At 69.8% G+C, this 22,123-nt stretch carries 19 protein-coding genes, 3 tRNA genes and 1 pseudogene; 13 read left to right on the top strand and 10 right to left on the bottom strand.

All coding sequences use genetic code 11. From position 1 onward, the window contains the following. Positions 1-12: 12 nt before the first annotated feature. Genes recD through recC form a run of 3 tightly spaced genes read right to left on the bottom strand, consistent with a single transcriptional unit; the run spans position 13 to position 8,338 of the window. Positions 13-1,746, bottom strand: a complete 1,734-nt coding sequence (gene recD / locus FZ046_RS10920) for an exodeoxyribonuclease V subunit alpha (protein WP_070351321.1) — start codon at positions 1,744-1,746, stop codon at positions 13-15. Next, positions 1,743-5,045 carry a UvrD-helicase domain-containing protein gene (locus FZ046_RS10925; RefSeq protein ID WP_070351322.1) on the bottom strand — a complete coding sequence of 1,101 codons (3,303 nt, stop codon included), beginning with the start codon at positions 5,043-5,045 and terminating at the stop codon, positions 1,743-1,745. The genes recD and FZ046_RS10925 overlap by 4 nt, the downstream gene beginning before the upstream one ends. Then, the gene (gene recC / locus FZ046_RS10930; protein ID WP_070351323.1) at positions 5,042-8,338 is read right to left on the bottom strand and encodes an exodeoxyribonuclease V subunit gamma; all 3,297 of its coding nucleotides are present in this window, start codon (positions 8,336-8,338) and stop codon (positions 5,042-5,044) included. Before recC ends, FZ046_RS10925 begins: the two co-directional genes overlap by 4 nt. 112 nt (positions 8,339-8,450) lie before the next feature. Between recC and FZ046_RS10935 the strand changes: the two genes are divergently transcribed. Continuing rightward, positions 8,451-9,065, top strand: coding sequence for an HD domain-containing protein (locus tag FZ046_RS10935; RefSeq protein ID WP_070351324.1), 615 nt, complete (start codon positions 8,451-8,453; stop codon positions 9,063-9,065). On the opposite strand, the gene FZ046_RS10940 is transcribed toward FZ046_RS10935, so the two are convergent. The 6 genes and pseudogenes from FZ046_RS10940 to FZ046_RS10965 form a co-directional block, all read right to left on the bottom strand. Beyond that, positions 9,062-9,781: a crotonase/enoyl-CoA hydratase family protein gene (locus tag FZ046_RS10940; protein WP_070351325.1), complete on the bottom strand. Its 720-nt coding sequence runs from the start codon at positions 9,779-9,781 to the stop codon at positions 9,062-9,064. The two genes, FZ046_RS10935 and FZ046_RS10940, sit on opposite strands and share 4 nt — an antisense overlap. A 62-nt stretch (positions 9,782-9,843) precedes the next feature. Then, a pseudogene (locus FZ046_RS10945) lies at positions 9,844-10,670 on the bottom strand (hypothetical protein). A gap of 156 nt (positions 10,671-10,826) precedes the next feature. Then, a complete protein-coding gene (locus tag FZ046_RS10950) occupies positions 10,827-12,575 on the bottom strand; it encodes a DUF4012 domain-containing protein (protein ID WP_070351326.1) in 1,749 nt (582 codons plus the stop codon). Between the two features lie 42 nt (positions 12,576-12,617). Continuing rightward, positions 12,618-13,118, bottom strand: coding sequence for a hypothetical protein (locus tag FZ046_RS10955; protein WP_125939657.1), 501 nt, complete (start codon positions 13,116-13,118; stop codon positions 12,618-12,620). A 154-nt stretch (positions 13,119-13,272) separates the two neighbouring features. After that, positions 13,273-14,430: a DUF2510 domain-containing protein gene (locus tag FZ046_RS10960; protein WP_070351328.1), complete on the bottom strand. Its 1,158-nt coding sequence runs from the start codon at positions 14,428-14,430 to the stop codon at positions 13,273-13,275. 102 nt (positions 14,431-14,532) lie between these two features. Next, on the bottom strand, positions 14,533-15,258 hold the full coding sequence (locus FZ046_RS10965) for an MBL fold metallo-hydrolase (RefSeq protein WP_070351329.1): 726 nt from the start codon (positions 15,256-15,258) through the stop codon (positions 14,533-14,535). 163 nt (positions 15,259-15,421) lie between these two features. Here FZ046_RS10965 and FZ046_RS10970 point away from each other — a divergent pair. From FZ046_RS10970 to FZ046_RS11025, 12 genes are all read left to right on the top strand, one after another. Next, positions 15,422-15,494, top strand: a tRNA-Thr gene (locus tag FZ046_RS10970). A gap of 33 nt (positions 15,495-15,527) precedes the next feature. Next, positions 15,528-15,601 (top strand) — tRNA-Met (locus FZ046_RS10975). A 35-nt stretch (positions 15,602-15,636) separates the two neighbouring features. Beyond that, positions 15,637-15,804: a 50S ribosomal protein L33 gene (gene rpmG, locus FZ046_RS10980; protein ID WP_023985310.1), complete on the top strand. Its 168-nt coding sequence runs from the start codon at positions 15,637-15,639 to the stop codon at positions 15,802-15,804. 51 nt (positions 15,805-15,855) lie between these two features. After that, entirely contained in the window at positions 15,856-16,335 is a 480-nt protein-coding gene (hadA, locus tag FZ046_RS10985) for a (3R)-hydroxyacyl-ACP dehydratase subunit HadA (protein WP_070351330.1), read from the top strand. Beyond that, the gene (hadB, locus tag FZ046_RS10990) at positions 16,322-16,750 is read left to right on the top strand and encodes a (3R)-hydroxyacyl-ACP dehydratase subunit HadB (protein WP_070351331.1); all 429 of its coding nucleotides are present in this window, start codon (positions 16,322-16,324) and stop codon (positions 16,748-16,750) included. The genes hadA and hadB overlap by 14 nt, the downstream gene beginning before the upstream one ends. Positions 16,751-16,752: 2 nt before the next feature. Then, positions 16,753-17,313 carry a (3R)-hydroxyacyl-ACP dehydratase subunit HadC gene (gene hadC / locus FZ046_RS10995; RefSeq protein ID WP_070351332.1) on the top strand — a complete coding sequence of 187 codons (561 nt, stop codon included), beginning with the start codon at positions 16,753-16,755 and terminating at the stop codon, positions 17,311-17,313. A gap of 153 nt (positions 17,314-17,466) precedes the next feature. Further along, positions 17,467-17,539 (top strand) — tRNA-Trp (locus tag FZ046_RS11000). A gap of 70 nt (positions 17,540-17,609) precedes the next feature. After that, positions 17,610-18,023 carry a preprotein translocase subunit SecE gene (gene secE, locus FZ046_RS11005; RefSeq protein ID WP_070351333.1) on the top strand — a complete coding sequence of 138 codons (414 nt, stop codon included), beginning with the start codon at positions 17,610-17,612 and terminating at the stop codon, positions 18,021-18,023. A 36-nt stretch (positions 18,024-18,059) separates the two neighbouring features. Continuing rightward, positions 18,060-18,923: a transcription termination/antitermination protein NusG gene (gene nusG / locus FZ046_RS11010; protein WP_083297964.1), complete on the top strand. Its 864-nt coding sequence runs from the start codon at positions 18,060-18,062 to the stop codon at positions 18,921-18,923. Between the two features lie 69 nt (positions 18,924-18,992). Further along, complete coding sequence (gene rplK / locus FZ046_RS11015) at positions 18,993-19,421, top strand: 50S ribosomal protein L11 (RefSeq protein WP_043405614.1); 429 nt, start codon at positions 18,993-18,995, stop codon at positions 19,419-19,421. 103 nt (positions 19,422-19,524) lie between these two features. Next, a complete protein-coding gene (gene rplA, locus FZ046_RS11020; RefSeq protein ID WP_070351377.1) occupies positions 19,525-20,235 on the top strand; it encodes a 50S ribosomal protein L1 in 711 nt (236 codons plus the stop codon). A gap of 92 nt (positions 20,236-20,327) precedes the next feature. Next, positions 20,328-20,942: a M15 family metallopeptidase gene (locus tag FZ046_RS11025; RefSeq protein ID WP_246183028.1), complete on the top strand. Its 615-nt coding sequence runs from the start codon at positions 20,328-20,330 to the stop codon at positions 20,940-20,942. Here the strand turns inward: FZ046_RS11025 and FZ046_RS11030 are convergent. Continuing rightward, complete coding sequence (locus FZ046_RS11030; RefSeq protein ID WP_070351335.1) at positions 20,939-21,898, bottom strand: endonuclease/exonuclease/phosphatase family protein; 960 nt, start codon at positions 21,896-21,898, stop codon at positions 20,939-20,941. The two genes, FZ046_RS11025 and FZ046_RS11030, sit on opposite strands and share 4 nt — an antisense overlap. Positions 21,899-22,123 lie beyond the last annotated feature (225 nt).

Here is a 22,123-nt window from a genome sequence, read left to right on the forward strand (position 1 = left end):
GAGGCGAGCGGATCACGCACGCAGCCGCGCCGCGAGCCCCGTCGCCCGGACCGCTCGGCGGCCGATCGCGGCGCGCACCTCGTCCGCCGACCCGACGACCCGCACCTTGGTCTTGGCCCGGGTCACCGCGGTGTAGAACAACTCGCGCGTGAGCAGCCGTGAATCCACCGGCGGCAGCAGCACCGTCACCTCCGCGGCCTGCGAACCCTGGCTCTTGTGAATCGTCATGGCATGCATGGTTTCCACGTCGGCCAACCGGCCGGGCGCGAACTCGAGTCGTGCCGACGTGCCCGCCACCGCAACGCGCAGCCCAGTGTCGTGCCGCAGCGTCACGCCGACGTCGCCGTTGTAGAGGCCCAGACCATAGTCGTTCGCCGTCACCAGGACCGGACGCCCGACGTACCACGCCGACCAGATCGGTTCGCCCGTCTCCTCGGTGAGCCACCGCTCGACCTGACGGTTCCAGTGCGTGACGCCGTGCGGCCCGTGCCGGTGGGCACACAGCAGGCGGTGCGCGTCGAGCGTCGCCAGCGCTGTCTTCGCGTCGCCGAGGAGCGCCGCACGCCGCAGGTCGCGCGCCGTCGGCAGCAGCACCTCGCGCAACTGCTCGCCCGGTGCGTCGATCTCGAGCCATTCGACGTGCTCGCCGCCGTCGCGCAGCACCTCGAGTGCCGCGTTGTCGGCGCCGGCACGGATCGCGGCGGCGAGTGCCCCGATGCTCTCTCCGAAGCGGTGCGGCGTCCGCAACTCGGCGATCCGCACGTCCGCATGTCCGCCGAAGCCCTCGACGAGGTCGGCGAGCACCGCCCCGGCGTCGACGGACGCCAGCTGATCGGGATCGCCCACGAGGAGGACGCGGGCCTCGGGCCGCACCGCCTCCAGCAGCCGCGCCATCATGGTCAGCGACACCATGGACGTCTCGTCGACCACCACGACGTCGTGCGGCAACCGGTTGCCGCGGTGGTGCCGGAACCGCGACGAGCTGTCCGGCCGGCTGCCGAGCAGCCGGTGCAACGTCGTGGCCTGCAGCCCCGAGATGCGTTGTGCATCACCAGGATCGAGCTGTCCGATCTCGGATCGCACCGCCTCCTGCAGCCGTGCCGCCGCCTTGCCGGTCGGTGCGGCCAGTGCGATCCGCAGCGGCGGCGCACCGGCCTTCGCGGCCGATCCGGCGAGCAGCGCGAGCAGCCGCGCGACGGTCGTGGTCTTGCCGGTTCCGGGCCCGCCGGTGAGGACCGTGAGTCTCTGCGTCAGAGCCAGCTCGGCCGCCGCTCGCTGTTCGCCGTACCCGGCGGGGAACAGGCGGTCGACGTCGGACACCCCACCGACCGGCGGCGCCCCGGTGATCATCGCGCGCAGGTCGTCGGCGACCTGCTGCTCTTCGCGCCAGTAGCGGTCGAGGTACAGCGCCTCGTCCCGCAGCCGCAGTACGTGGGGCGGTGCGAGCAATGCGGAGTCACGGACCGCCGCCAGCCAGTCGTCCGGTTCGGGCCAGGGCAGGTCCGGTTGTTCGACGTGCTCGGCCACCGACCGGAGTTCGACGCACACCGAGCCGCCGCGCAGCCCTCGCACGGTGAAGGCGACCGCCAGCGCGACCCGCTCGTCGTCCTCGCCGCCGAGCGCACACAGTCGTTGCGCCACCAGGACGTCCGATGCGTCGAGCACGCCGGCGGCGTTGAACGCGGCCAGCAGACCGCACGCGCTGACCGCCCGTCGCCAGTCGGCCTCGTCGACGGTCGAGGTCATGCCGCAGCCCTCCCGGCGTCGAGCAGATCGGACAGCGCCACGATCATCGCCGCCGGCGGCTGCCAGTCGAAGACCCCGGCGGGATGACCGTCGACGACGGGCGTGGTGGGCCCGCACATGCCGCGGACGAACAGGTACAGGATGCCGCCGAGGTGGCGGCCGGGCTCGTATCCCGGTTGCCGCCACCTCAGGAAGCGGTGCAGCACGACGCTGTACAGCAGCGCCTGCAACGGGTAGTCCGAGTGCAGCATCGCCTCGGTCATCCGCGGACGGTCGTAGTCGTCCGCCGTCAACGGCGCGTCGCCGTCGCCGAGCCAGTTGGTCTTGTAGTCGACCACCACGTAGCGGTGGCCGTCCCCGTCCGGGATGCGCAGTACCGCGTCGATCTGGCCGCTGAGGTAACCGCGCAGCGACTGGCTGCCGAGCGGTTCGCCGAGCAGTCGTAGCGTGTACGACGCCAACGGGTCCGACGGCGGTAGGTGGTCGCGCAGCAGCACACCGACGTCGCGCAACCGCACTTCGGGAGCGTCGGCGCGCAGATCGCCCCCGGCGAGCGGGAACTCGAAGTCCAACTCGCGCAGCCGATCGCGAAGCGCGATGTCGCGCAACGTGAGTCCGTCGGCCAGCGGCCCGAGCGGGCTGTCGTGCATCGGCACCAGCGCGCCGGCCAGGTCCGCGACCGGGACGTCGACGGGCCACCACGCCAGTTGCTCGTCGATGCGGGCTGCCAGCTCGGCGGTGAGGTCGCCGGCGCGTGGGTCGGCGTTCTCGAGGACGGCGTGCACCAGCGTGCCGAACGCGGCACCGGTCGGCAGGTCGGCCATGGGCGAGGGCACGTCGCCCCCCACGGATGGACCGAGGATCGGGATCTCGGCCACCTCGTCGTCGAGTTCGGGCGCCTCGGCTTCGCTGCTGACGGTGCTGGTCTCGGTGACGCGGATGAGCCCGGAGTACGACGTGCGCCGCCACGCGGTGTCGATCGTCCGGTGGAAGTGCCGGGCGTCGAGGTCGGTGGGCGGCGGCGTCAGCGGCACCACCGGGGGCGGGGTCAGCACGGAGTCCTCGAGGACGGGACCGCCCGCAGCGGCCCACTCCCGAAGGCGTTCCCGCGCCGCGTCGTCGGTGACCTTGCTCGGCACGCAGACGTCGGGCACGGTGCTCTCGCCGGGCCGGCGGCCGCGCAGCAGCCGTGACAGCCCACCATTCGGCTCGTCCCAGGAGGGCGCCCACCACGCGACGACCTGGGCCTGGGCGCGGGTGAGTGCGACGTAGGTGAGTCTGCTGTCGTCACCGGCCTGTTCGGCGCGGCCCTGCGCGGCGACGGCGCGGTAGTCGGGACTGTCCGGCCCGCCGACGTGCAGGCACCGCGCGTCATCGTCGTGGTACAGGACGATGTCGGGGTCGCGGACGTTGCGATTGAACGCGAACGGCAGATAGACCACGGGGTACTGCAGTCCCTTGCTGACCCACACGGTCATGATCTGCACGGCGGCGGCGTCGCTGTCGAGGCGGCGATTGCGTTCGGTGCGGCCGTCGCCGCGCTCGTCCCGCTCGGCGCGGAGCCAGTCCCGCAGTGCGGGCAGCGAATACCGTTCCCGATGCGCGACGTCCTGCAGCAGCTGAGTCATGTGCGAGAGATCGGTCATGTGCCGCTCGCCGTCCCGCCACGACAGCACGCGATCGGCCATGCCGCGCAGCTGCGCAGCCTCGTAGATGGCGGCCACACCGCGTTCGCGGGCATGCCCGGCCCACTCGCGCAGCGTCTCGGCGATCCGGTCGGTCAGCACGTCGCCGCCGGCCACCAGCGTCTCGGCGGTCTCCCCGAAGAACATGGTGGCGGCGGCCGCGCGCACCACCCCCGCGCGGTGCGGCTGGTCGAACGCCTCGAGCAGGGCCAGCCAGTCGCCGGCCGCCTCGGAGGAGAAGATGTCGGAGTCACCGGTGTAGACGCACGGAATGCCCGCCGCCGTCAGCGCCTGTTGGCAGGTGCGGGCGTCGGTGTGCCGTTCGACGATGACAGCCACGTCGCGTGCCTGGATGCGCGTGCCATCGAACGTCGCGCCACTGGCGAGCAGCGCGCCGATGTCGTTGGCGAGGTCGGTGCCGATGTGCCGGCGGATGTCCGAGATGGGCACCGTCTGGGTGCCGCGGCGCCCGAAGGTGCTCCGCGACACGACGCGGAGGCGGAACGGATCGGGCCGTGGCGCCCCGGCCAGGCGGGTACCGGCATGCGCGGCGTCGACGTCGAGCACCTCGATGCGCGGGTCACCGAGCCGGGCGCCGCGCAGCACCGCCTGCAGGCGCTCGACGAGGGCGCCGTCGCTCCGCCAGTTGGTGCCCAACGTCCGGCGGTCACCCGCCGTCTCGGCGGCTGCGAGGTAGGTGACGATGTCGCCACCGCGGAACGCGTAGATCGCCTGCTTCGGATCACCGATGAGCACCACGGTCGACCGGTCGCTGAACGCGCGGTCGATCACCTGCCACTGCACCAGGTCGGTGTCCTGGAATTCGTCGACCATCACGATGGGCCACCGCTGATGCATCCGGGTGCGGGCGGGGGAGTCCTCCGCGGCGAGTGCATCGGCCAGCCGCGTCAGCAGGTCGTCGTAGCCGAGGATGCCCATGCGACGCTTGCGCGTCTCGACCTCCGCCAGCACGGCCTTTGCGAACGAGATGCACACGGCCGCGTGCGAATCCGGGTCCGGAGCGACGGGGCGCAGCTCGGTCGCCGGATTGCCGATGACCTCGCGGGCGAGGCGCAGCGCGTCGGCGTAGGCGAGCGCCGGGTCGTCGGCCTGCTGGCCGAAGTGCTTGAGGTACAGGTCGTCGACCACCTCGGTGACCAGATCGGTGAGGCTCTCGACGAGGGTGACGCCACCGTCGGAGTCGCCGGCGACGCCGAGGGACGACAGCACGAGTTGACAGAACTGGTGCGTGGTCGCGATGGTGGCCGCGTCGAAGCCGGCCATCGCGTCACGCAGGTTGCGTTGGCGGTCCTCGCGTTCGGCGTCCGTGCCGGCGACCAGCGCAGCCACCACCTCGTTGCCGTCGACGAGCGACGGATCGTCGAATGCGGCTGCGGCGTCGGTGATCTGGCGTCGGACCCGCTCGCGCAACTCCTGGCTCGCCGCGCGGCCGAAGGTGATCAGCAGCATCTGGTCGAGCGTCGCGACGCCTTCGGCGACGTACCGGGTGACGAGGTTCGCCAGGGCGAACGTCTTGCCGGTGCCGGCGCTGGCCTCCAGCACCGTCGTGCTGCGGGGTGTCGGAAGCGGGCCGAGCAGGTCGAAGCGGTTCACAGGTCACTCCGTTCGGCGCGTAGCAGGGGCAGCCACAGCCGGGCGGCGAAGGCGCCGAGGCGGTTGTTCTCGCCGTCGACCTGCTCTCCGGGGCGCAGTGGCTGCATGAGGTCGCGCAGCCAGGCGTCCTTGCCCCAGGCCCGCACGTGTGCGGGTTCGGCGTCCTCGCCCGGGAACCGGCTCGAGCGCCAGCGGTAGGACGCGGCACGTTCGGGATCGTCGCCGGTATGGCGGGCCTGGGCCCAGGCGTACGAGGTCTTCACCGGCAGCGGCAACGGTTCGCGACGTCCGACGTCGTACATCGCCACCAGGTCGCGCAGTACGTCGACGGCGGGCACCTCGGGCTGGCCGAGCGCCTGCGCCCGTGGCGTCGACCCCTTGGGCGGGCGGCCGATGCACACCGCCGCCCAGTCCCGGCCCGGATCGCGAGCGTGGAGCGCCAGCAACGGGATCCACGACTCGAGCAGGTGCTTGCCGCCCAGTTTCGAATAGGTGACCGACACCAGGCGCTCACCGAAGACGGGCGACACCGTGCCGGTGAGCCGACGCCGGTCACCGAGGTCCACGTCGACGTCGATCGCGCGCGCCGTGACCGAGCGATGCCGCCGGGCGGCCTCGGCGAGCAGGTGGGCCTGGTCGCGCAGTTCGGCCGCCTTGCGCCAGCCGAGCTTGCCCGGCGGCAGCGTGCCGCGGCGCCATTCGGCGGCACGCGCGTCGTCGGGTGCCATGCCGCGCAGCATGTCGGCGAGCATGCGGTCGCCGACGGTCCACTCCTCGAGCGCGTCGAGGTCGACCGGCATCTCGTCGTCGACGCCGTCGACGTCCCAGGGGAGCGTGTACTCCATCTCGCGGAAGAAGCCCTTGACCGGATCGCGGTAGAAGGCGACCAGGTCGGCGAGCGCGACGTCGGTGCGGGGGCGTTCCGGCAGCGGTCCCGCGATGAAGGGCGGCTGGGTCGAACGTTCGCGGGTGCTGACCCGCGCGGCGCGGAGTACCGTCGGATCGAAGCTGAACGGCTCGCCGGGCACCAGCTCGCCGCGGACGACGTTGCGAATGTCGAACGGCTGCAGCGGATGCCGGACCACGATGCGCTTGGCGACGATCTTGGCCGGCGTTTCGGTGGTGCGGTACACCGCGTCGAGCAGTTCGGCGAGCGGCACCGCGGGTGGGCGTTCGTGTCCGGATCCGGCGTCGGCGCCGGTGTAGGTGATGACGAGCTTCTCGGTGGCCGCACCGATGGCGTCGAGCAGCAGCTGCCGGTCCTCGGATCGGCTGTCCCGTTCGCCGGTCATCGGCGCGCGAGCCAGGACGTCGTCGCCGTCGACGATGCCGCGGCGCGGGAACACGCCGTCGTCGAGACCGACGAGGCACACCACGCGATGCGGGACCGACCGCATCGGCACCATGGTGCACACGGTCAGCGTGCCGGTGCGGAAGTTGGCCCGGGTGGGGCGGCCGCCGAGGCGGCGTTCGAGGAGCGCCTTGACGTCCGGAAGCCGCAGCGGGGTGTCGGCGTGGTCGCCGGCGGCGGCGAGGACGTCGGCGAATTCGCGCTCCATCTGGCTGAACTGCCACTGGTCGGCGTCCGCGGTGCGCGTCAGCCGGGTGATGCCGTCGGTGAGCGCGGCGAGCCAGGCGCGCAACGGCTGCTTCGTGGACAGTGCCGTGACGGTCCGTTGGACGCGGTCGACGTATTCGGCGAATTGCCCGGCCAATTCGACGCGGTTGCTGCTGACGTCGTCGAGGGGAAGCGTCGCATCTATCCAGGCGTGGGCGTCGTCGGACATCGCCACGCCCAGCAGGACGCGGTCGACGCCGAACTGCCAGGTGTTGTGCACGAAGTCGACGCCGTAGGGACGCCGGTGGTCCTGGTCGAAGCCCCACCGGACATTCGCCTGGCGCACCCACCGGGTGATGTCCTCGAGATCGTCGTCGGAGAACGCGAAGCGCGCGCGGACCGGCGCGGACTGCGCGAGGTTGAGGACCTCGCTCGCAGTGGCCCGGCTCCCGGCCAGGGCGAGCAGCTGCGTGGCGACGCCGAGCAGCGGGTTGGTCTGAACGAGTGCGCGATCCGCCAGCCGCATCCGCAGCTTGTGTGCCGGATGGACGCCGGGCAGCACGTCGCCGAGCCCGAAGTCGGCGTTGATGAGCGGCGCGTAGGCGTCGATGTCGGGGCACATGACGAGGATGTCGCGTGGCTGCAGGGTGGGGTCGTCGGCGAGCAGCCCGAGCAGGACCTCGCGCAGCACGTCCACCTGCCGCGCCTGTCCGTGGCAGGCGTGCACCTGCACCGAACGGTCGCCCGGGTCGTGCGAGCGGCCGTGCGGCCGAACCGCGTTGGCGGTGATGTCGGACTGCAACCACCCAAGCATCGTCGCCGGCCGCGGTGATTCGGGAAGGTGCTCGTCGGTGCCGGCGCCGGACGGCAGGCTGCGCTGCAACTCGCGAAGGTCCCGACCGAGCGTCGCCAGCAGCGGATGGCCCACGCTGCGGTGGCTGTCGTCGTCGCGGCGCGGCACCGGTCCGCGGCGTCCCCGAAGCGTCTGCCACAGCGCATCGCTCGCGTGCGGCAGCCACAGGTGCAGGTCGTGGTGCACCCCCAGCGCGGTCAGCAGCTCGATCTCGGTGACCGGTAGCCGGGTGTGTCCGAACAGCGAGAGCCGCTGCGGCAGATCGATCGCCGATTCGTGCAGTCGTGCAACGGTTTCGGCGTGGCGCACGTGCGGTGGAGCGGCGGGGACGCGGTCGACCACGGCGCGCCACAGCGGCGGCTGCCACGTGAGGTCGGGCGGGAGCGAGCCGCTGTCGCCGTCGAGCCACCCGGCGAGCAGCGCGGGCCGCTGGCGGGCGTAGGACGCGAACAACCCGGCCACGCGGCGGGCGACCGCGTACCGCCGGCCCAGCCGCAACTCGCGTTCGGCGTCGCCCGGCTCGAAGTGTCCGAGGTGCAGCGCCAGCGCCCGGCACCACGGTTCGTCGAGGCTGCGATCGATGACGTCGAGCAGCGGCCACACCAGCGCATCGGGCGCCCACGGATCGTCGTCGGCCGTGCCCGTCAGTTCGGCGATGAGCGAGTGCGGGTTGCGGAACTCGACGCCGGCGCAGACGCCGTCGGCGGCCGATCCGCGTCCCAGCACGTGCGACAGACGTTGCGACAACCAGCGTTCGACGCCCTTGGCGGGCACCAGCACGAGGTCCATTGCGAACGGATCGGACGGCGGGGTGGCCAGGAGTTCGGCCAGTCCCGAGGCGAGGACGTCGGTCCGGTCCGCGCGGTGGAGGTGAAGACCCATCGACCCCACCCTATGCCGCGCCGCAGGCGACGGGCACCGCTTTCGCCGGCGTGCGGTGTCGGACCCTCCTGCCACAGTGAGGGTGTGCATCGGACGTAGACGAGGGGGACACATGCCGACGGACGTCGACCAGCCAAAGCTCACCACGCGGTTCGACGAGGCGTTGCGCTACGCCTCGGAGCTGCACCGGACCCAGACCCGCAAGAGCAGTGAGGTCCCCTACCTCGGGCACCTGCTGTCGGTGGCGGGCCTGGTGATCGAGGGTGGGGGCACCGAGACGCAGGCGATCGCCGGGTTGCTGCACGACGCGGTCGAGGACCAGGGCGGGGCACCGGTCCTGGGGACGATCCGCGAGCGGTTCGGCGAGGACGTGGCGACGATCGTCGACGAGTGCAGCGACACCGACGTCGTCCCGAAGCCGCCGTGGAAACAGCGCAAACAGGACTACGTCGACCACCTCGGCGGAGCCTCGGACGGAACGATCCTGGTCTCGCTGGCGGACAAGCTCGACAACGCGCGGGCCATCCTGCGCGACCTGCGCGAGGTGGGTCCGGTGCTGTGGGACCGGTTCAGCGAAGGGGATCCGCGCGAGCACCTCTGGTACTACCGCTCCCTGCTCGCGGTCTACCGCGAGCGCACCGACACGTGGCTCGTCCGGGAACTGGCGCGCGTCCTCGACGCCATCGAGGACCTGGTCGACGGAGCCCAGGGGCGACCCAAGAGCTAACCCGCGGTCGCGGCGAACTCCGCCGGCAGGCCGTCGATGCCGGCGCGGATGGCGCGCAGGGCGTCGTCGCGGGCCTTGAGCTTGGAGGCGACGTGCGCCTTGGCGTGCACGGTGGCGGCAACGTCCGCGGCGACCTCGTGGGCGCGTGCCAACACGTTGCCGTCTGCGACGATCTCGTCGAGCCAGCCGGCCGACACCGCGGCGTCACCGGAGAACACGGCGGCCAGGGAGATGGCGCGCTGGAAGGCGGCGCGGGTGAGGCGCAGCCGCATGATCTCGATGGCGGAGATGGGCAGCACCATGCCGATCGCCACCTCGTTGGCCTGGCACCGCGAGCTGGGGGAGCCGACCCGGTGGTCGCCGCTCAGCAGGAGGAACGATCCCATCGCGATGGCCGGACCGGTGGCCGCGATGATCACCGGCACGGGGAAGGTCAGGAGTCGGATCGAGAGTTCGAAGCCGCCGGCCAGCATCCCCAGCGCGGCCGCGGCGTCACCGGAGCTGAACACCGACAGGTCGAATCCGGCGCTGAGGACCCGCGAGTTGCCTGCCAGCACGATGGCCTTCACCTCGCCGGCACCCGCCGCGGCCTCGGCCCGGTCCAACGCCTCGTTGAGGTGCTGCTGGGTGGCCGGCGACAGAACGTTGACCTTGCCGTCGTCCAGCGTGATCGTCGCGACGTTCTCGGTCAGCTCGTAGGTGACTGGACTGCTCATCGGCTCTCCCTCGGTGCGGCGGTTCGAGCCGATGGTACTGAGGCCGGACTGCGGCTCCGGTGTCAGCGGGTCCCGACCCGGTGCCTGCCCGCCGGGTCGTCGCGCAGCCAGGGGAGGTCGAGTTCGGTCGTCTGGTCGAGTTGCCGTGTGCGCCAACGGTCCTGCGTTTCGGCGACGGCGCCCTTCATGCGTTCGATCTCCTGCCGGAACACCTCGGGCTGCGTCTCCTTCGACGCGTAGTGGAAGTAGGTGAGCACGGTGCGCAGCAGTTCGAGCTTCTGCTTCTCGCGCTTGGCGAGGTCGTGCGTCGTCAGCAGGTCGAGGCGCTGCACCGGCTGCAGGGCGCCCCAGTCGAGGCTGACCTTCGACTCGAAGGACCGGCGCCGCCTCCACGCCCGGGTGTTGCGGCCGTCGGCCGGTCGGGGCGTATCCGTGTATCGCACTGTCCCGTCGAAGCGCGAGCGGATCGACCCACCGAGTTCCTCCCGGCTGATCGCCGAGTCCCACACCGTTCGCCATTCCTGGCCGGGAGCGAGGTGGGGCAATTCGCTGGGTAGCTCCAACTCGACGACCTCGGGTGGCCCGTCGTACGGGTTGTCCTCGTACACCGCCACGGTCGGCGGGTGGGTGAACTCGAAGCGAACGTCGTGGGCGGCGGTCTGCCCGTAGTTGCGCACGACCAGTTCGATGACGTGCCAGTCCGAGGGATGCGGCTCCATGTACATCGCCACCTCGGGCCGTACCTGGTCGGCCCTGACTGCCGATTCTTCGACATCTGCCGATGGGTGGCGACGGCGATGGCGATGCCCACGGCCACGGCCGTCCACACCGCGATCGCCAACCAGGTCTGTGCGCCGAGGCTCGTCACTCGGTCCCACTCCGATGTCATCTCGATCCCCACTGCGTTCGGTGTGCCCGTGCGTCGGGGAGGACACTACTGCGTCGCCGGCACCTCCGTCATGTGCGACGAAAAGTTTGCTGACGGCTACCAGGAGTGCGACGTAGCCCTGCGGCGGGGGCGCGCTGCAGGGCTACGTCGCGGTCCTCATCCGCACGCCGGCACCGTGACCGTCGGTGTCGGCGAGTCGCGCAGCGGTTGCACGGGAACCCGTGCGGCGCCGGGAGCGGTCAGCTCGGTCAGTTCGAAGGTCACCTCGATGGTCGCGCCGCGTTCGATGCGCAGCTGCGCGTCGAACACCGGGTGTCCGCGTTCCATCCCGGTGAACACGGCGACGCGGCGACCGTCGACGTAGGCGGCGGTCAGCTCGGCTCCCTGGGTGGCGACCAGGCTGACCGAGGCGACGTTGGTGCCCTCGGGGACGTCGCGCACGGGTCCGTCGGCGAGGCCGAAGGAGCCTGCCACGTAGCCCGGCAGTGCGCCGGAGGGCGCATCGTTGCGCAGCCGCACGGTGACGGTGGAGCTGCGACTGTCGGCGTCGCAGCCGGCGGCGCTGTAGACGATCTGCCGGGTGAGGTAGTAGTCGAGCTTGTTGCCACCGAGGTTGTTGACGAGCACCTGCGCGTACGGGCCGGGATCGTCGGGCACCACGTGTGCCAACACGGTGTCCTCGATGACCGCTTGTTCGTCGGGATGGTCACTCCACACCGAGATGCGTTGCTCTGCGGCGGCCTTGGCCAGCGCGTCGAGCAGCGCACGGTGGGAGCCCGCGAAGCTCGTCACCTTCGTCACCACCTCGCCGGCGATGTCCTGCAGGTACTGCTTGCGGGCGTCGTTGTCGTCGGCGAAGCGAAGGTAGGCGGTCGATTCGGTCAACTCGACGACGTTGTCCGCCGTGACGGTCTCGCCGTCGGGCATCGTCACCGGGCCGGTGACGGCGAGGACGTCGCTCAGCGCGACCGGGTCGAGGGCGATGACACCGTCGACCCGCTCACCGGACTGCTGCTCCCACATCGACTGCCAGATGCGCGCGGCGTAGGGGAAGTGCGGGCTGAGGTTGCTGTTGCGCACGTCGACCGTGGGATTGACGTAGCCGTACTGTGCGGTGAATTCCGGTCCGAGGTCGATCGGCGCGAACGGCCGGTTCAGTTCGGTGTTGCGACCCAACGTGTCGACCGATGCTCGACCGTCGGCGACGCGCAGGATGCCGAAGCCGCCGAGGAGTCCTCCGGTGCCGCGCGCCTCGGCGTTGGTCTGGAATCCGAGGAAGTACGTGCGTGGCCCGTCGGCGCCCAACATGGGTGGCAGGAGGCGGGCTGCCACGGCAGCGCGCTCGAGAAGCGAGGCGAGTTCCGACGTTTGGGTCCGAAGGGCCGCGCGGGCGTCGCGTACCGGAGCCAGGTAGGCGGGGTCGACGACGTCCCGGGCCGCCATGTCGGCGGTGCGTGCCTCGCGGGCCACGTCGGCCAGTGCTGGTGCCGCCTGCTCGAGCAGTGGGAGGTCGATTCTGCCGTCGGCGCCGAGGAAACGCTCCGGTGAGATGGCTACCGACGTGTCGACGGCCGGCCGAAGGACGTCGCGCACCAGGTGGACGACGACGTCGGAGATCTGCTGGGTGGCGAGCAGTGGGCGACCGACCCACGGCACCGAGGCCCCGGCGCTCCACGGCAGACTGTGCGTCGCTTCGCGCGCGGCGACGGCGTGTTCGAGAGCCGCATTGATGCGGCGCGATGCCTCGTCGGCGTCAGCGCGGGCGAGGGCGTCCTTGGCCTGTAATGCTTCGGCTCGGGCGTACTCGAGCTGCGACTTCGCCTGCGTTGCCTCATATCCCAGCCAGGCGGTCACCGCGCCGACGGCGCCGACGACGCCGAGGGCGATCAGCAGCCACGTGCGCATTGAGGGCCGCACCTTGGTCCCAGACCGGTGGCGGGACGTGCGTCAGCAGCTTCGCGCGACGCTGGCCGAGACGGTGCCGTACGGTCCGACCTTCACGCCGAGTCCCGCCACGCAGGCCTCGAGATTCAGTGCGGTGAACCACCCGAACAGCGGCTGCACGGCTCCGGGCAGAAGCCCGACCGGGTTGACGCTGAACAGGGTGGTTCGGTCCGGCGGCGTGGGATTCGGCGCGCCCAGCCAGAAGAGGTTCGGTTGGGCGGGCGCCGCGGCGGTCGATGCCGCCGAAAGCGTCGGCGCTCCCACGGAATTCGACCGTCCGAGCCACCATGGCGAGGTTCCGTCGACCAGGGCGGCGGTGCCGAGCGACCCCGTCGACGCCGGTGCGGCCGGTTCAGCCTGCGCCGGAGCCGCCGAGATCAGCCCGCTCGCCAGGGCCACGACGCCTGCGGCGACACCGGCACGCGCAGCGACAGCAATTCTTTCCATTTGGCTTCCCCCAGCCCCCCGTGGAATGTTGGCGACAGCATCGCAGACCTCCATCACGGTGTCAATCAGTGCGAATGCACGGTGGGGCGCGGTGTCAGTTACCGCAAAGGGCCGTACTCGGATTTCCATAGCTGCTGTCACAGCGAAGGATTGACGCGTCCTTTGTGGTGCGACGAAGGGTGGCACATCGCCACGCGGTGGCGACGCGTCATCACTGCAACGGCAGCTCGGCGCCTGCCCCGCCCGGGATGCCGTGAACCTCGATCGACGTCGGGACGGTGCCGACGGGGACATCGAAGGCGACGGCGGTCTCGACCACCTCGCCCGGCTCGATGGTGACGACGCCGCCGCCCATGTAGAAGGACGCCTCGTCATCGGGCACGAACGTCGTGTCGCCGGCCTTGAGCACCTGCAGCGTGGACAGGAAGTCCTGCGCGTCCGGTCCGTTGTTGCCGACCATGACGTAGACGACGACGAACTCACCCGTCGCGGTCTTCTGGACGGAGTCGTCCTCGACCGACGTGATGGTCGGACCGGTCTCGGTCCCCGAGATGGCGAACGTGAAGGGCCCTTCGGTGACTTGGCCGTCGACGGGTGCGGTGTCGGCCGGCGCGGCAGTGCCGGTCGTGGGTTCCGGCGATGACGGCTCGGCGGTCTCGAAGGTCGACGGCTCCACGGATGCGATGTCGGTCGTCGACGTGTCGCGAATGGCGAACGCGTACACCAGCAATCCGATGAGGATCACCAGCAGGGCGGCGACGCTGCCGAGGTAGCCGATGACGAGCCGGCGTTTACCCGGATTCTGCGATGGCGGAAAGCCCTCGGGTGCACCGAAGGAGGACGGAGCCGCCGGACCGAAGCTGTGCGCGTGCCCCGAGTCGTCCGGAGGAGCGTTCCATGCGGCAGGAGGCGGCGGCGCGGTGAACGTCGGCACGACCGTCGTCGGCTGCTCCGATGCGGGACCAGCGTTCGCGTCGTCGTCCGGACCGGTCGGCTGCTCCGCTCCCACGGGATGGTCGGGCGTCGTCTCTGTCGGGGCGTCGACCGCGGGTGCGTCCGGCGTCGTCAACGCACCGGACGAAATCGCCTCGAACGACGGTGTTTCGAAGGTCTCGAAGGTGGGCGGCTCGAACGGGCTGGGCTCCGGCGGTGGCGCCGACGTCGGCGCATCGCTTCGGTCGGACGCGGGATCCTCGTGCGGCGCGCCGGCCGTGGGGTCGGTGAGAGGTGCGGCGGCCGTGGCTCGTTCGCCGGCGGGAGGGATGGCCTGCGAGCGATGATGCGTCCACGCCGCGCCGTCCCAGTAGCGCAGCATGCCCAAGGCCTCGGGGTCCGGATACCAGCCGGCGGGCGTCGGCGGTGCGGTCATCGCAGGGTCCTCCCTGTCATGCGCCTGAGAGGGCGCTGCGAATGGGGACGATAGCGCAGGGCCTGCGCCGATGCGCTATTTCCACACCCGTGTGACGGCCCGTCAACCGCCCATGACCGCGCGCCACTGTTCCAGGCTGCTGGCCCGGTAGACGTAGTTCGTCTGCCGCACATCGGACAGTGGAGCACTGGGTTCGGCCGAGTACCAGTGGCCCGGGAACACCGTCGGATCGCCGGGCAACGTGGCGAGCGCCTGCAGGCTGCGGAACATGTCGTCGACGTTGCCGCCGGGGAAGTCGGTACGCCCGCAGCCCTCGAGGAACAGCGTGTCCCCGGCGATGAGGCGGCCGTCGAGGAGGAAGCACTGGCTGCCCGGGGTGTGGCCCGGCGTGTGCAGCAGTTCGATCTCGACGCCACCGACGGCGACGCGGTCGCCGTGCTGGTGCTCGGTGAGTTCGGACGGCGCGATGCCGGTGATGCGGGAGACCCAGTCCGCCTCGTGGGCGTTGACGTGGACCGGCAGGCTCGTCCGCTCGAGCAGTTCGGCGAGCCCCTTCAGCTCGAAGCCCATCATCGAGCCGCCGACGTGATCGGGATGGTGATGGGTGACGAGGACGCCGGCCAGACGCATCCCGTCGGACTCGGCGATGTCGGCGAGGTCGCCCGCGGCGTATGCCGGGTCGACCACCAGGGTGTCGCCGGTCTGCCGGTCGCCGATGAGGTAGGAGAAGTTGCGCATCTGCTGCGCGATCGGATCGCCGGCGGCGTAGTCCCGGCCGGACAGCAGCTGCCGGAAGTAGAGGCGGTCATCGGCGTCGGAGGAGCCCATGTGCTCACCCTATGGTGGGCGTCGGCCGTGGCGGCGCGGCGGTCGCCGATGATCGCGAAGTGCCCCTCACCAGCGCTACTGAGCAGCGGTTTGGCGCGTGAAACGCCGAGACTGTACCCTCTTCAATGCCCATGCAGCGGACGTCGTCCGAGGCCGGGGCACGGCCCCCTTAGCTCAGTCGGCAGAGCGTTTCCATGGTAAGGAAAAGGTCAACGGTTCGATTCCGTTAGGGGGCTCGGTGGACGGGTGGCGCGCTACCCGGATCCCGGGGCGGTGTAGCTCAGCTGGTTAGAGCGCACGACTCATAATCGTGAGGTCGGGGGATCGAGCCCCCCCACCGCTACTCCCAACAGCGATCTTCAACGAAGGACGACCAACGTGGCCTCGAGTACTGACGTACGGCCCAAGATCACCTTGGCCTGCGAGGTGTGCAAGCACCGCAACTACATCACCAAGAAGAACCGGCGCAACGATCCCGATCGCCTCGAGATCAAGAAGTTCTGCCCGAACTGCGGACACCACCAGCCGCACAAGGAATCGCGCTGACGCGTCACCCCGTGGGCACGGCCCGGGGGTGAAAGGTTAGGTTCGCTAGCTGTGGCTCTGTCGTCGAACATCGTCGGAAAGCACTTCCGCTACCCCGACCACTATGAGGTCGGCCGCGAGAAGATCCGCGAGTACGCGATCGCCGTCAAGAACGACGATGCGGTCTTCCAGGACAACGACGTGGCGGGCGCGCTGGGGCACGGCTCGATCCCCGCGCCGCTGACGTTCATCTCGATCTTCGGCTACATGGCGCAGACGGCGTTCTTCGAGCACGCCAACATCGGCATCAAGGACGCCAAGATCGTCCAGGTCGACCAGTCGCTCAAGTTCGTCCGGCCCATCTTCGCCGGGGACAAGTTGTACTGCGACGTGTACGTCGATTCCGTTCGGCAAGCGCACGGCACCGACCTCATCGTGACCAAGAACGTCGTCACCAATCAGGCCGGTGACGTCGTGCAGGAGAGTTATACGACCCTGGCGGGTCGAACGGGTGAAATGGGAGACGAGGGTTTCGACGATGGCACTGCGTGAGTTCGACACCGTGAAGGTAGGGGATCAGCTCCCCGAGAAGACCATTCCGCTGACGCGCGGCGACCTGGTCAACTACGCCGGCGTCTCCGGCGACCTCAACCCCATCCACTGGGACGACGACATCGCCAAGCAGGTCGGCCTCGACACCGCAATCGCGCACGGCATGCTGACCATGGGCCTCGGCGGTGGCTACGTGACGTCCTGGGTCGGCGATCCCGCGGCGGTGACGGAGTACAACGTCCGCTTCACCGCGGTCGTCCCCGTCCCCAATGACGGCATCGGTGCGGAGATCGTGTTCTCCGGTCGCGTGAAGTCGGTCAATCCCGAGGACAAGTCGGTCGTCATCGCGCTGTCCGCCACGACCGGGGGGAAGAAGATCTTCGGCCGCGCCGTCGCCACGGCGAAGTTGGCGTAACCATGGCACTGAAGACCGACATCCGCGGGATGGTCTGGAAGTACCCCGACGCGTTCGTCGTGGGACGCGAGCAGGTGCGGCAGTACGCAAAGGCCGTGAAGTCCGCGCATCCGGGCTCGATCGACGAGGACGCGGCCGCCGAACTCGGCCACGACGCCTTGATCGCGCCGCTCACCTTCGCAGCGATCTTCGCGGTCATGATCCAGAACCACTTCTTCCAACACGTCGACGTGGGCTTCGAGACCATGCAGATCGTGCAGGTGGATCAGAAGTTCCTGTTCCACCGCCCGATCAAGGTCGGCGATGCGCTCAACGGCACCATGCACATCGAGTCGGTCGACGAGCGGTTCGGCGCCGACATCGTGACCACGCGCAACGTCTGCACCGACGCCAATGGCGAGGTGGTCATGGAAGCCTTCACCACGCTGATGGGCCACGAGGGCGACAACTCGATCTCCGCCGGATGGGACCCGGAAACGGGCCAGGTCGTGCGCAAACCGGTCAAGCACGACGACGAGGAGATCGACGGCGTCGAGGTGTCGACGGGCCACGCGACGGATTAGTAAGTCTCACGTGGGCCGATGTACACTCGGTCCTCGGGGTTCACCCCGATTCAGCGCGCTGTCCGTCGGTTGCGTATCGACCGCTCGGAGAGCGCGCGAATCATGTGAGCCCCTGGGGTGACCTGGCAGGATTGCCCGCCGTGTCGTCCCCGAAGGGGCGTAGCTCAATTGGCAGAGCAGCGGTCTCCAAAACCGCAGGTTGCAGGTTCAAGTCCTGTCGCCCCTGCTCAACTGAATACTCGACAAGTGTGGACACTGGAAAGTGACCGCACGACGAACCAGACGAAAGGCATGCGGTGAGCGACGAGCGCGACGGTGCCGGCTCCGCAGGCGACGGCTCCGACAACGGACACGGTGACACCGGCGGCGACGCCGCCGTGGTGACCAAGCCGCAGCGGCCGACGGGCAAGCGGACGCGGCGTGAGGGGACGACCGCGACGGCCGTCGCCACCGACGCCGAGGTGGTCAAGAACGGCGACGGCAAGAAGCCCAAGACCGCCAAGAAGGACGGCCCGAGCCGCAACCCCTTCGCCTTCGTCTTCAACTACTTGAAGCAGGTCGTCGCCGAGCTGCGCAAGGTGATCTGGCCCAACCGCAAGCAGATGGTCAGCTACACGACCGTGGTGCTGGTGTTCCTGGCATTCATGGTGGCGCTGATCGGTGGAGTCGACTATGGCTTCGCCAAGCTCATCACCCTGGTGTTCGGCTGACCGGCACTACTGACGAGCTGCACTGAGAGGATTGATGTGACGAGTTTCGACGACGGGACGCCGACGGGTTACGGCGTCGACCAGTCGCCGCAGGAGATCTCCGACGCGCGCGTCGAGTCGGCCGATCCGACGACGGTCGTCGCCAGCACGGCGGCGGAGCAGCTCGAGCAGCCCACCGCCGACGCCGTCGAACCCGCTGCCGACGTCGAGGACGTCGCCGCTGCGGTCGAGGAGACGGATGCCGCGGATGCCCCGGCCGAGGAGCCCGAGGACGAGGACCCCGCCGTCGCGCTCAAGAAGGACCTGCGACGTCGGCCCGGTGACTGGTACGTCATCCACTCGTACGCCGGTTACGAGAACAAGGTGAAGGCGAACCTCGAGACCCGCGTGCAGAACCTGGACGTCGGCGACTACATCTTCCAGGTCGAGGTGCCCACCGAAGAGGTCACCGAGATCAAGAACGGCCAGCGCAAGCAGGTCAATCGCAAGGTGCTGCCGGGCTACATCCTGGTCCGCATGGAACTGAACGACGAGTCGTGGGGCGCCGTGCGGAACACGCCCGGCGTGACGGGCTTCGTCGGCGCGACGTCGCGCCCGTCCCCGCTGTCGCTCGACGACGTGGTGAAGTTCCTGCTGCCGCCTGCCGCGGCGAAGAAGCCCGGCAAGGCCGCTGCTGCCGCCGCGTCCGCAGCGTCGTCGGAGGCCACGTTCGAGCGGCCCGAGATCCTCGTCGACTTCGAGGTCGGCGAGTCGGTCACCGTCATGGACGGTCCGTTCGCCACGCTGCCCGCGTCGATCAGCGAGGTCAACGCCGAGCAGCAGAAGCTCAAGGTGCTGGTGTCGATCTTCGGTCGCGAGACGCCGGTCGAACTGACCTTCACGCAGGTCGCCAAGATTTAGCCGGACTCCGGCTAGTAGGAGCGGGCGCCACCCGCGCCCCGAAACCGCAAGTAAGGAAACACCACTCCCATGCCCCCGAAGAAGAAGGTCGCCGGGCTGATCAAGCTGCAGATCCAGGCCGGGCAGGCCAACCCCGCCCCGCCGGTCGGCCCTGCGCTCGGCCAGCACGGCGTCAACATCATGGAATTCTGCAAGGCGTACAACGCCGCGACGGAGTCGCAGCGCGGAAACGTCATCCCCGTGGAGATCACCGTCTACGAGGACCGCACGTTCACCTTCGCGCTGAAGACCCCGCCCGCCGCCAAGCTGCTGCTCAAGGCCGCCGGCGTGCAGAAGGGTTCCGGTGAGCCGCACAAGACCAAGGTCGCCAAGGTGACCTGGGACCAGGTGCGCGAGATCGCCGAGACCAAGAAGGAAGACCTGAACGCCAACGACATCGATCAGGCCGCGAAGATCATCGCGGGCACTGCTCGGTCCATGGGCATCACGGTCGAATGACTCGTCGACCGCCCCTGTGGCGGTCGTCAACACACCGAAGGCGTGGGAGGGCCAGCTCCGGCCCGCGAACCACGACTCCAACGAAAGTGATTGGAAGAACCACATGAGCAAGACCAGCAAGGCATACCGCGAAGCCGCCGAGAAGGTGGACCGGGAGAACCTGTACACGCCGCTCGAGGCCGCGCGCCTGGCGAAGGAGACGTCCAGCAAGAAGCAGGATGCGACCGTCGAGGTCGCGATCCGCCTCGGTGTCGACCCCCGCAAGGCCGATCAGATGGTGCGCGGCACCGTCAATCTGCCGCACGGGACCGGCAAGACCGCCCGCGTCGTGGTGTTCGCGGTCGGTGACAAGGCCGAGGCCGCCGAGGCGGCCGGCGCGGATGCCGTGGGCAGCGACGACCTGATCGAGCGCATCCAGGGCGGTTGGCTGGACTTCGACGCCGCGATCGCGACGCCGGACCAGATGGCGAAGGTCGGCCGCATCGCGCGCGTGCTGGGCCCGCGCGGCCTGATGCCGAACCCGAAGACCGGCACGGTCACCCCGGACGTGGCGAAGGCCGTGTCCGACATCAAGGGCGGCAAGATCAACTTCCGCGTCGACAAGCAGGCCAACCTGCACTTCGTCATCGGCAAGGCGTCGTTCGACGAGAAGTCGCTGGCCGAGAACTACGGTGCCGCACTGGACGAGATCCTGCGTGCCAAGCCGTCGTCGTCGAAGGGCCGCTACCTGAAGAAGGTCACCGTCTCGACCACCACCGGCCCGGGCATTCCGGTCGACCCGCAGGTCACCCGTAACTTCACCGAAGAGGCCTGATCTCCTCGACCGCGAGCGTGCACATCCGTCGCCGACATTCCGTGTCGCGTAGACGAATGTGCACGCTCGCGGCGTTTTCCGCTGCGATCCTGATGCTGATGACGTCTCACCCGGCCGCTGCCGACGTTCCTCCGGTGTCTCCCCGCGCCCAGGCGGCGGGGCTGGTGGACGTGCGTACGGCGGTGCCCGACGCCCGCATCGACCTGCGCTACGCGACCACGAACAACTTCGTCGGTGAGGCGCTCTATCCGGCGGGCGCCCGCTGCCTGGTCCACGAATCCCTTGCTCCCGGACTCGCCGTCGCCGCCGAACGGTTGCGGGCGCAGGGCCGCGTGCTCGTCTTCTGGGACTGCTACCGACCGCACGACGTGCAGGTGCGGATGTTCGAGAAGGTGCCGAATCCCAACTGGGTTGCGCGCCCCTCGGAGTTCGCCCGCAGCCACGAGTCCGGGCGGTCGGTCGACGTGACGGTCGCCGACGGCCACTACGGATGGCTGCTCGACATGGGCACCGACTTCGACGACTTCACGCCGCGCAGTCTGGCGCTGGCGACGGACGGGTTGAGCCCGGAACAGATCCAGAACCGCGCGGCGCTGCGTGAGGCGATGGCCGCCGGCGGACTGACCGTCTACTCCGGTGAGTGGTGGCACTTCGACGGGCCCGGCGCCAAGGATCCGCGACCCATCCTGGACGTGCCGGTCGACTAGCGCTGCGCCGGGATCGTGACGTCGGCGACCACCGCCATGTGATCGGTGCCGGGGATGCGGGCCGTCTCGACGCCGGTCGCGACGGCTCCGTGGGTCAGGACGTGGTCGATCGCGATGACCGGTCGATAACTGTCCGCGGGGTAGGTCAGGCGGAACGGTTCGCCCGCCTGGTTGGCAGCGTCGTGGTAGTCACCCGGCAGAGCGTTCCGGAACTGCGCCATGTCCGTCGTGGAATTGAAGTCGCCGGCTACCAGAACGGCGTTGCCGCGCGCGGTGTCCGCGAGGCGAGTGAGGGTCGCCGGCAGGCGGGCCACGTCGTGGCGCCACTCCTCGACCGGCATCGGCCACGGCGGGCTGAGGTGTACCGAGGCGACGACGGGTCGTGTTGCGACGCCCGGGATCTCGAGCCGTGCCGAGACGGCGGGGAGCCGGAAGTCGGTAATGGGCTGCTGGTCCGTCAACGGGTACCGGCTCCACAGGCCGACGCCGTTCGCCTCGGGGCGCGGGTCGAGGTAGCGATGGGGCAGCAGCTCGTCGATACCGGCCGCTGACAGCGCGGTCACGGCCTCGGGCGTCATCTCCTGGACGGTCAGGACGTCGACGCCGTCCCGGGCGAGTGCGACCGCCTCGCGCGCGTCCGCGCCGCCGTACTTCATGTTGAGCGACATGACGCGAAGCGACGTGCCTGGCGGGGCCGTGGCCGCCACGAAGCCCGGTGCCGCCACTGCGGCGGCCGTGATGGTGGTGATCGCCGCGAGTGCGGTGAGGGCGCGACGCCGCGCAATGAGGCTGAGCAGCAATGCGATTGGCGCTGCGGCGGTCGCCAACGGTGCTGCGAGCGACACCATCATCGACGGGTGATTGACGACTGGGACGTACCGCGCGACGAGCAGCGCTACGGCCGCGATGAGCGCGACGACGCCGAGGACGGTGGTGATGCTGCGGAGCGTTCTCATGGCGAGGTCGAGGGTACGTGGGGGCGAGGGGAGCGCCTCGGGCCCGCGACTCTCGTCGTGACCGTCAATATCTGGCGAAGATCTGTGCCGAGCGTTGTACCAGTTGTAGCAAACTTCGTACCGAAGGTCTGTCCGGTAGTGCTCTGAGGGTCGCGGCAGCCGCTCACTGCCGCTGCCGCTGAAGCGCGAGTAGGTCGTGGATGGCGCGGCTCGTCGTGCGGACTG

It is taken from the genome of Mycolicibacterium grossiae (assembly GCF_008329645.1).
Classification (GTDB): Bacteria; Actinomycetota; Actinomycetes; order Mycobacteriales; family Mycobacteriaceae; genus Mycobacterium; species Mycobacterium grossiae.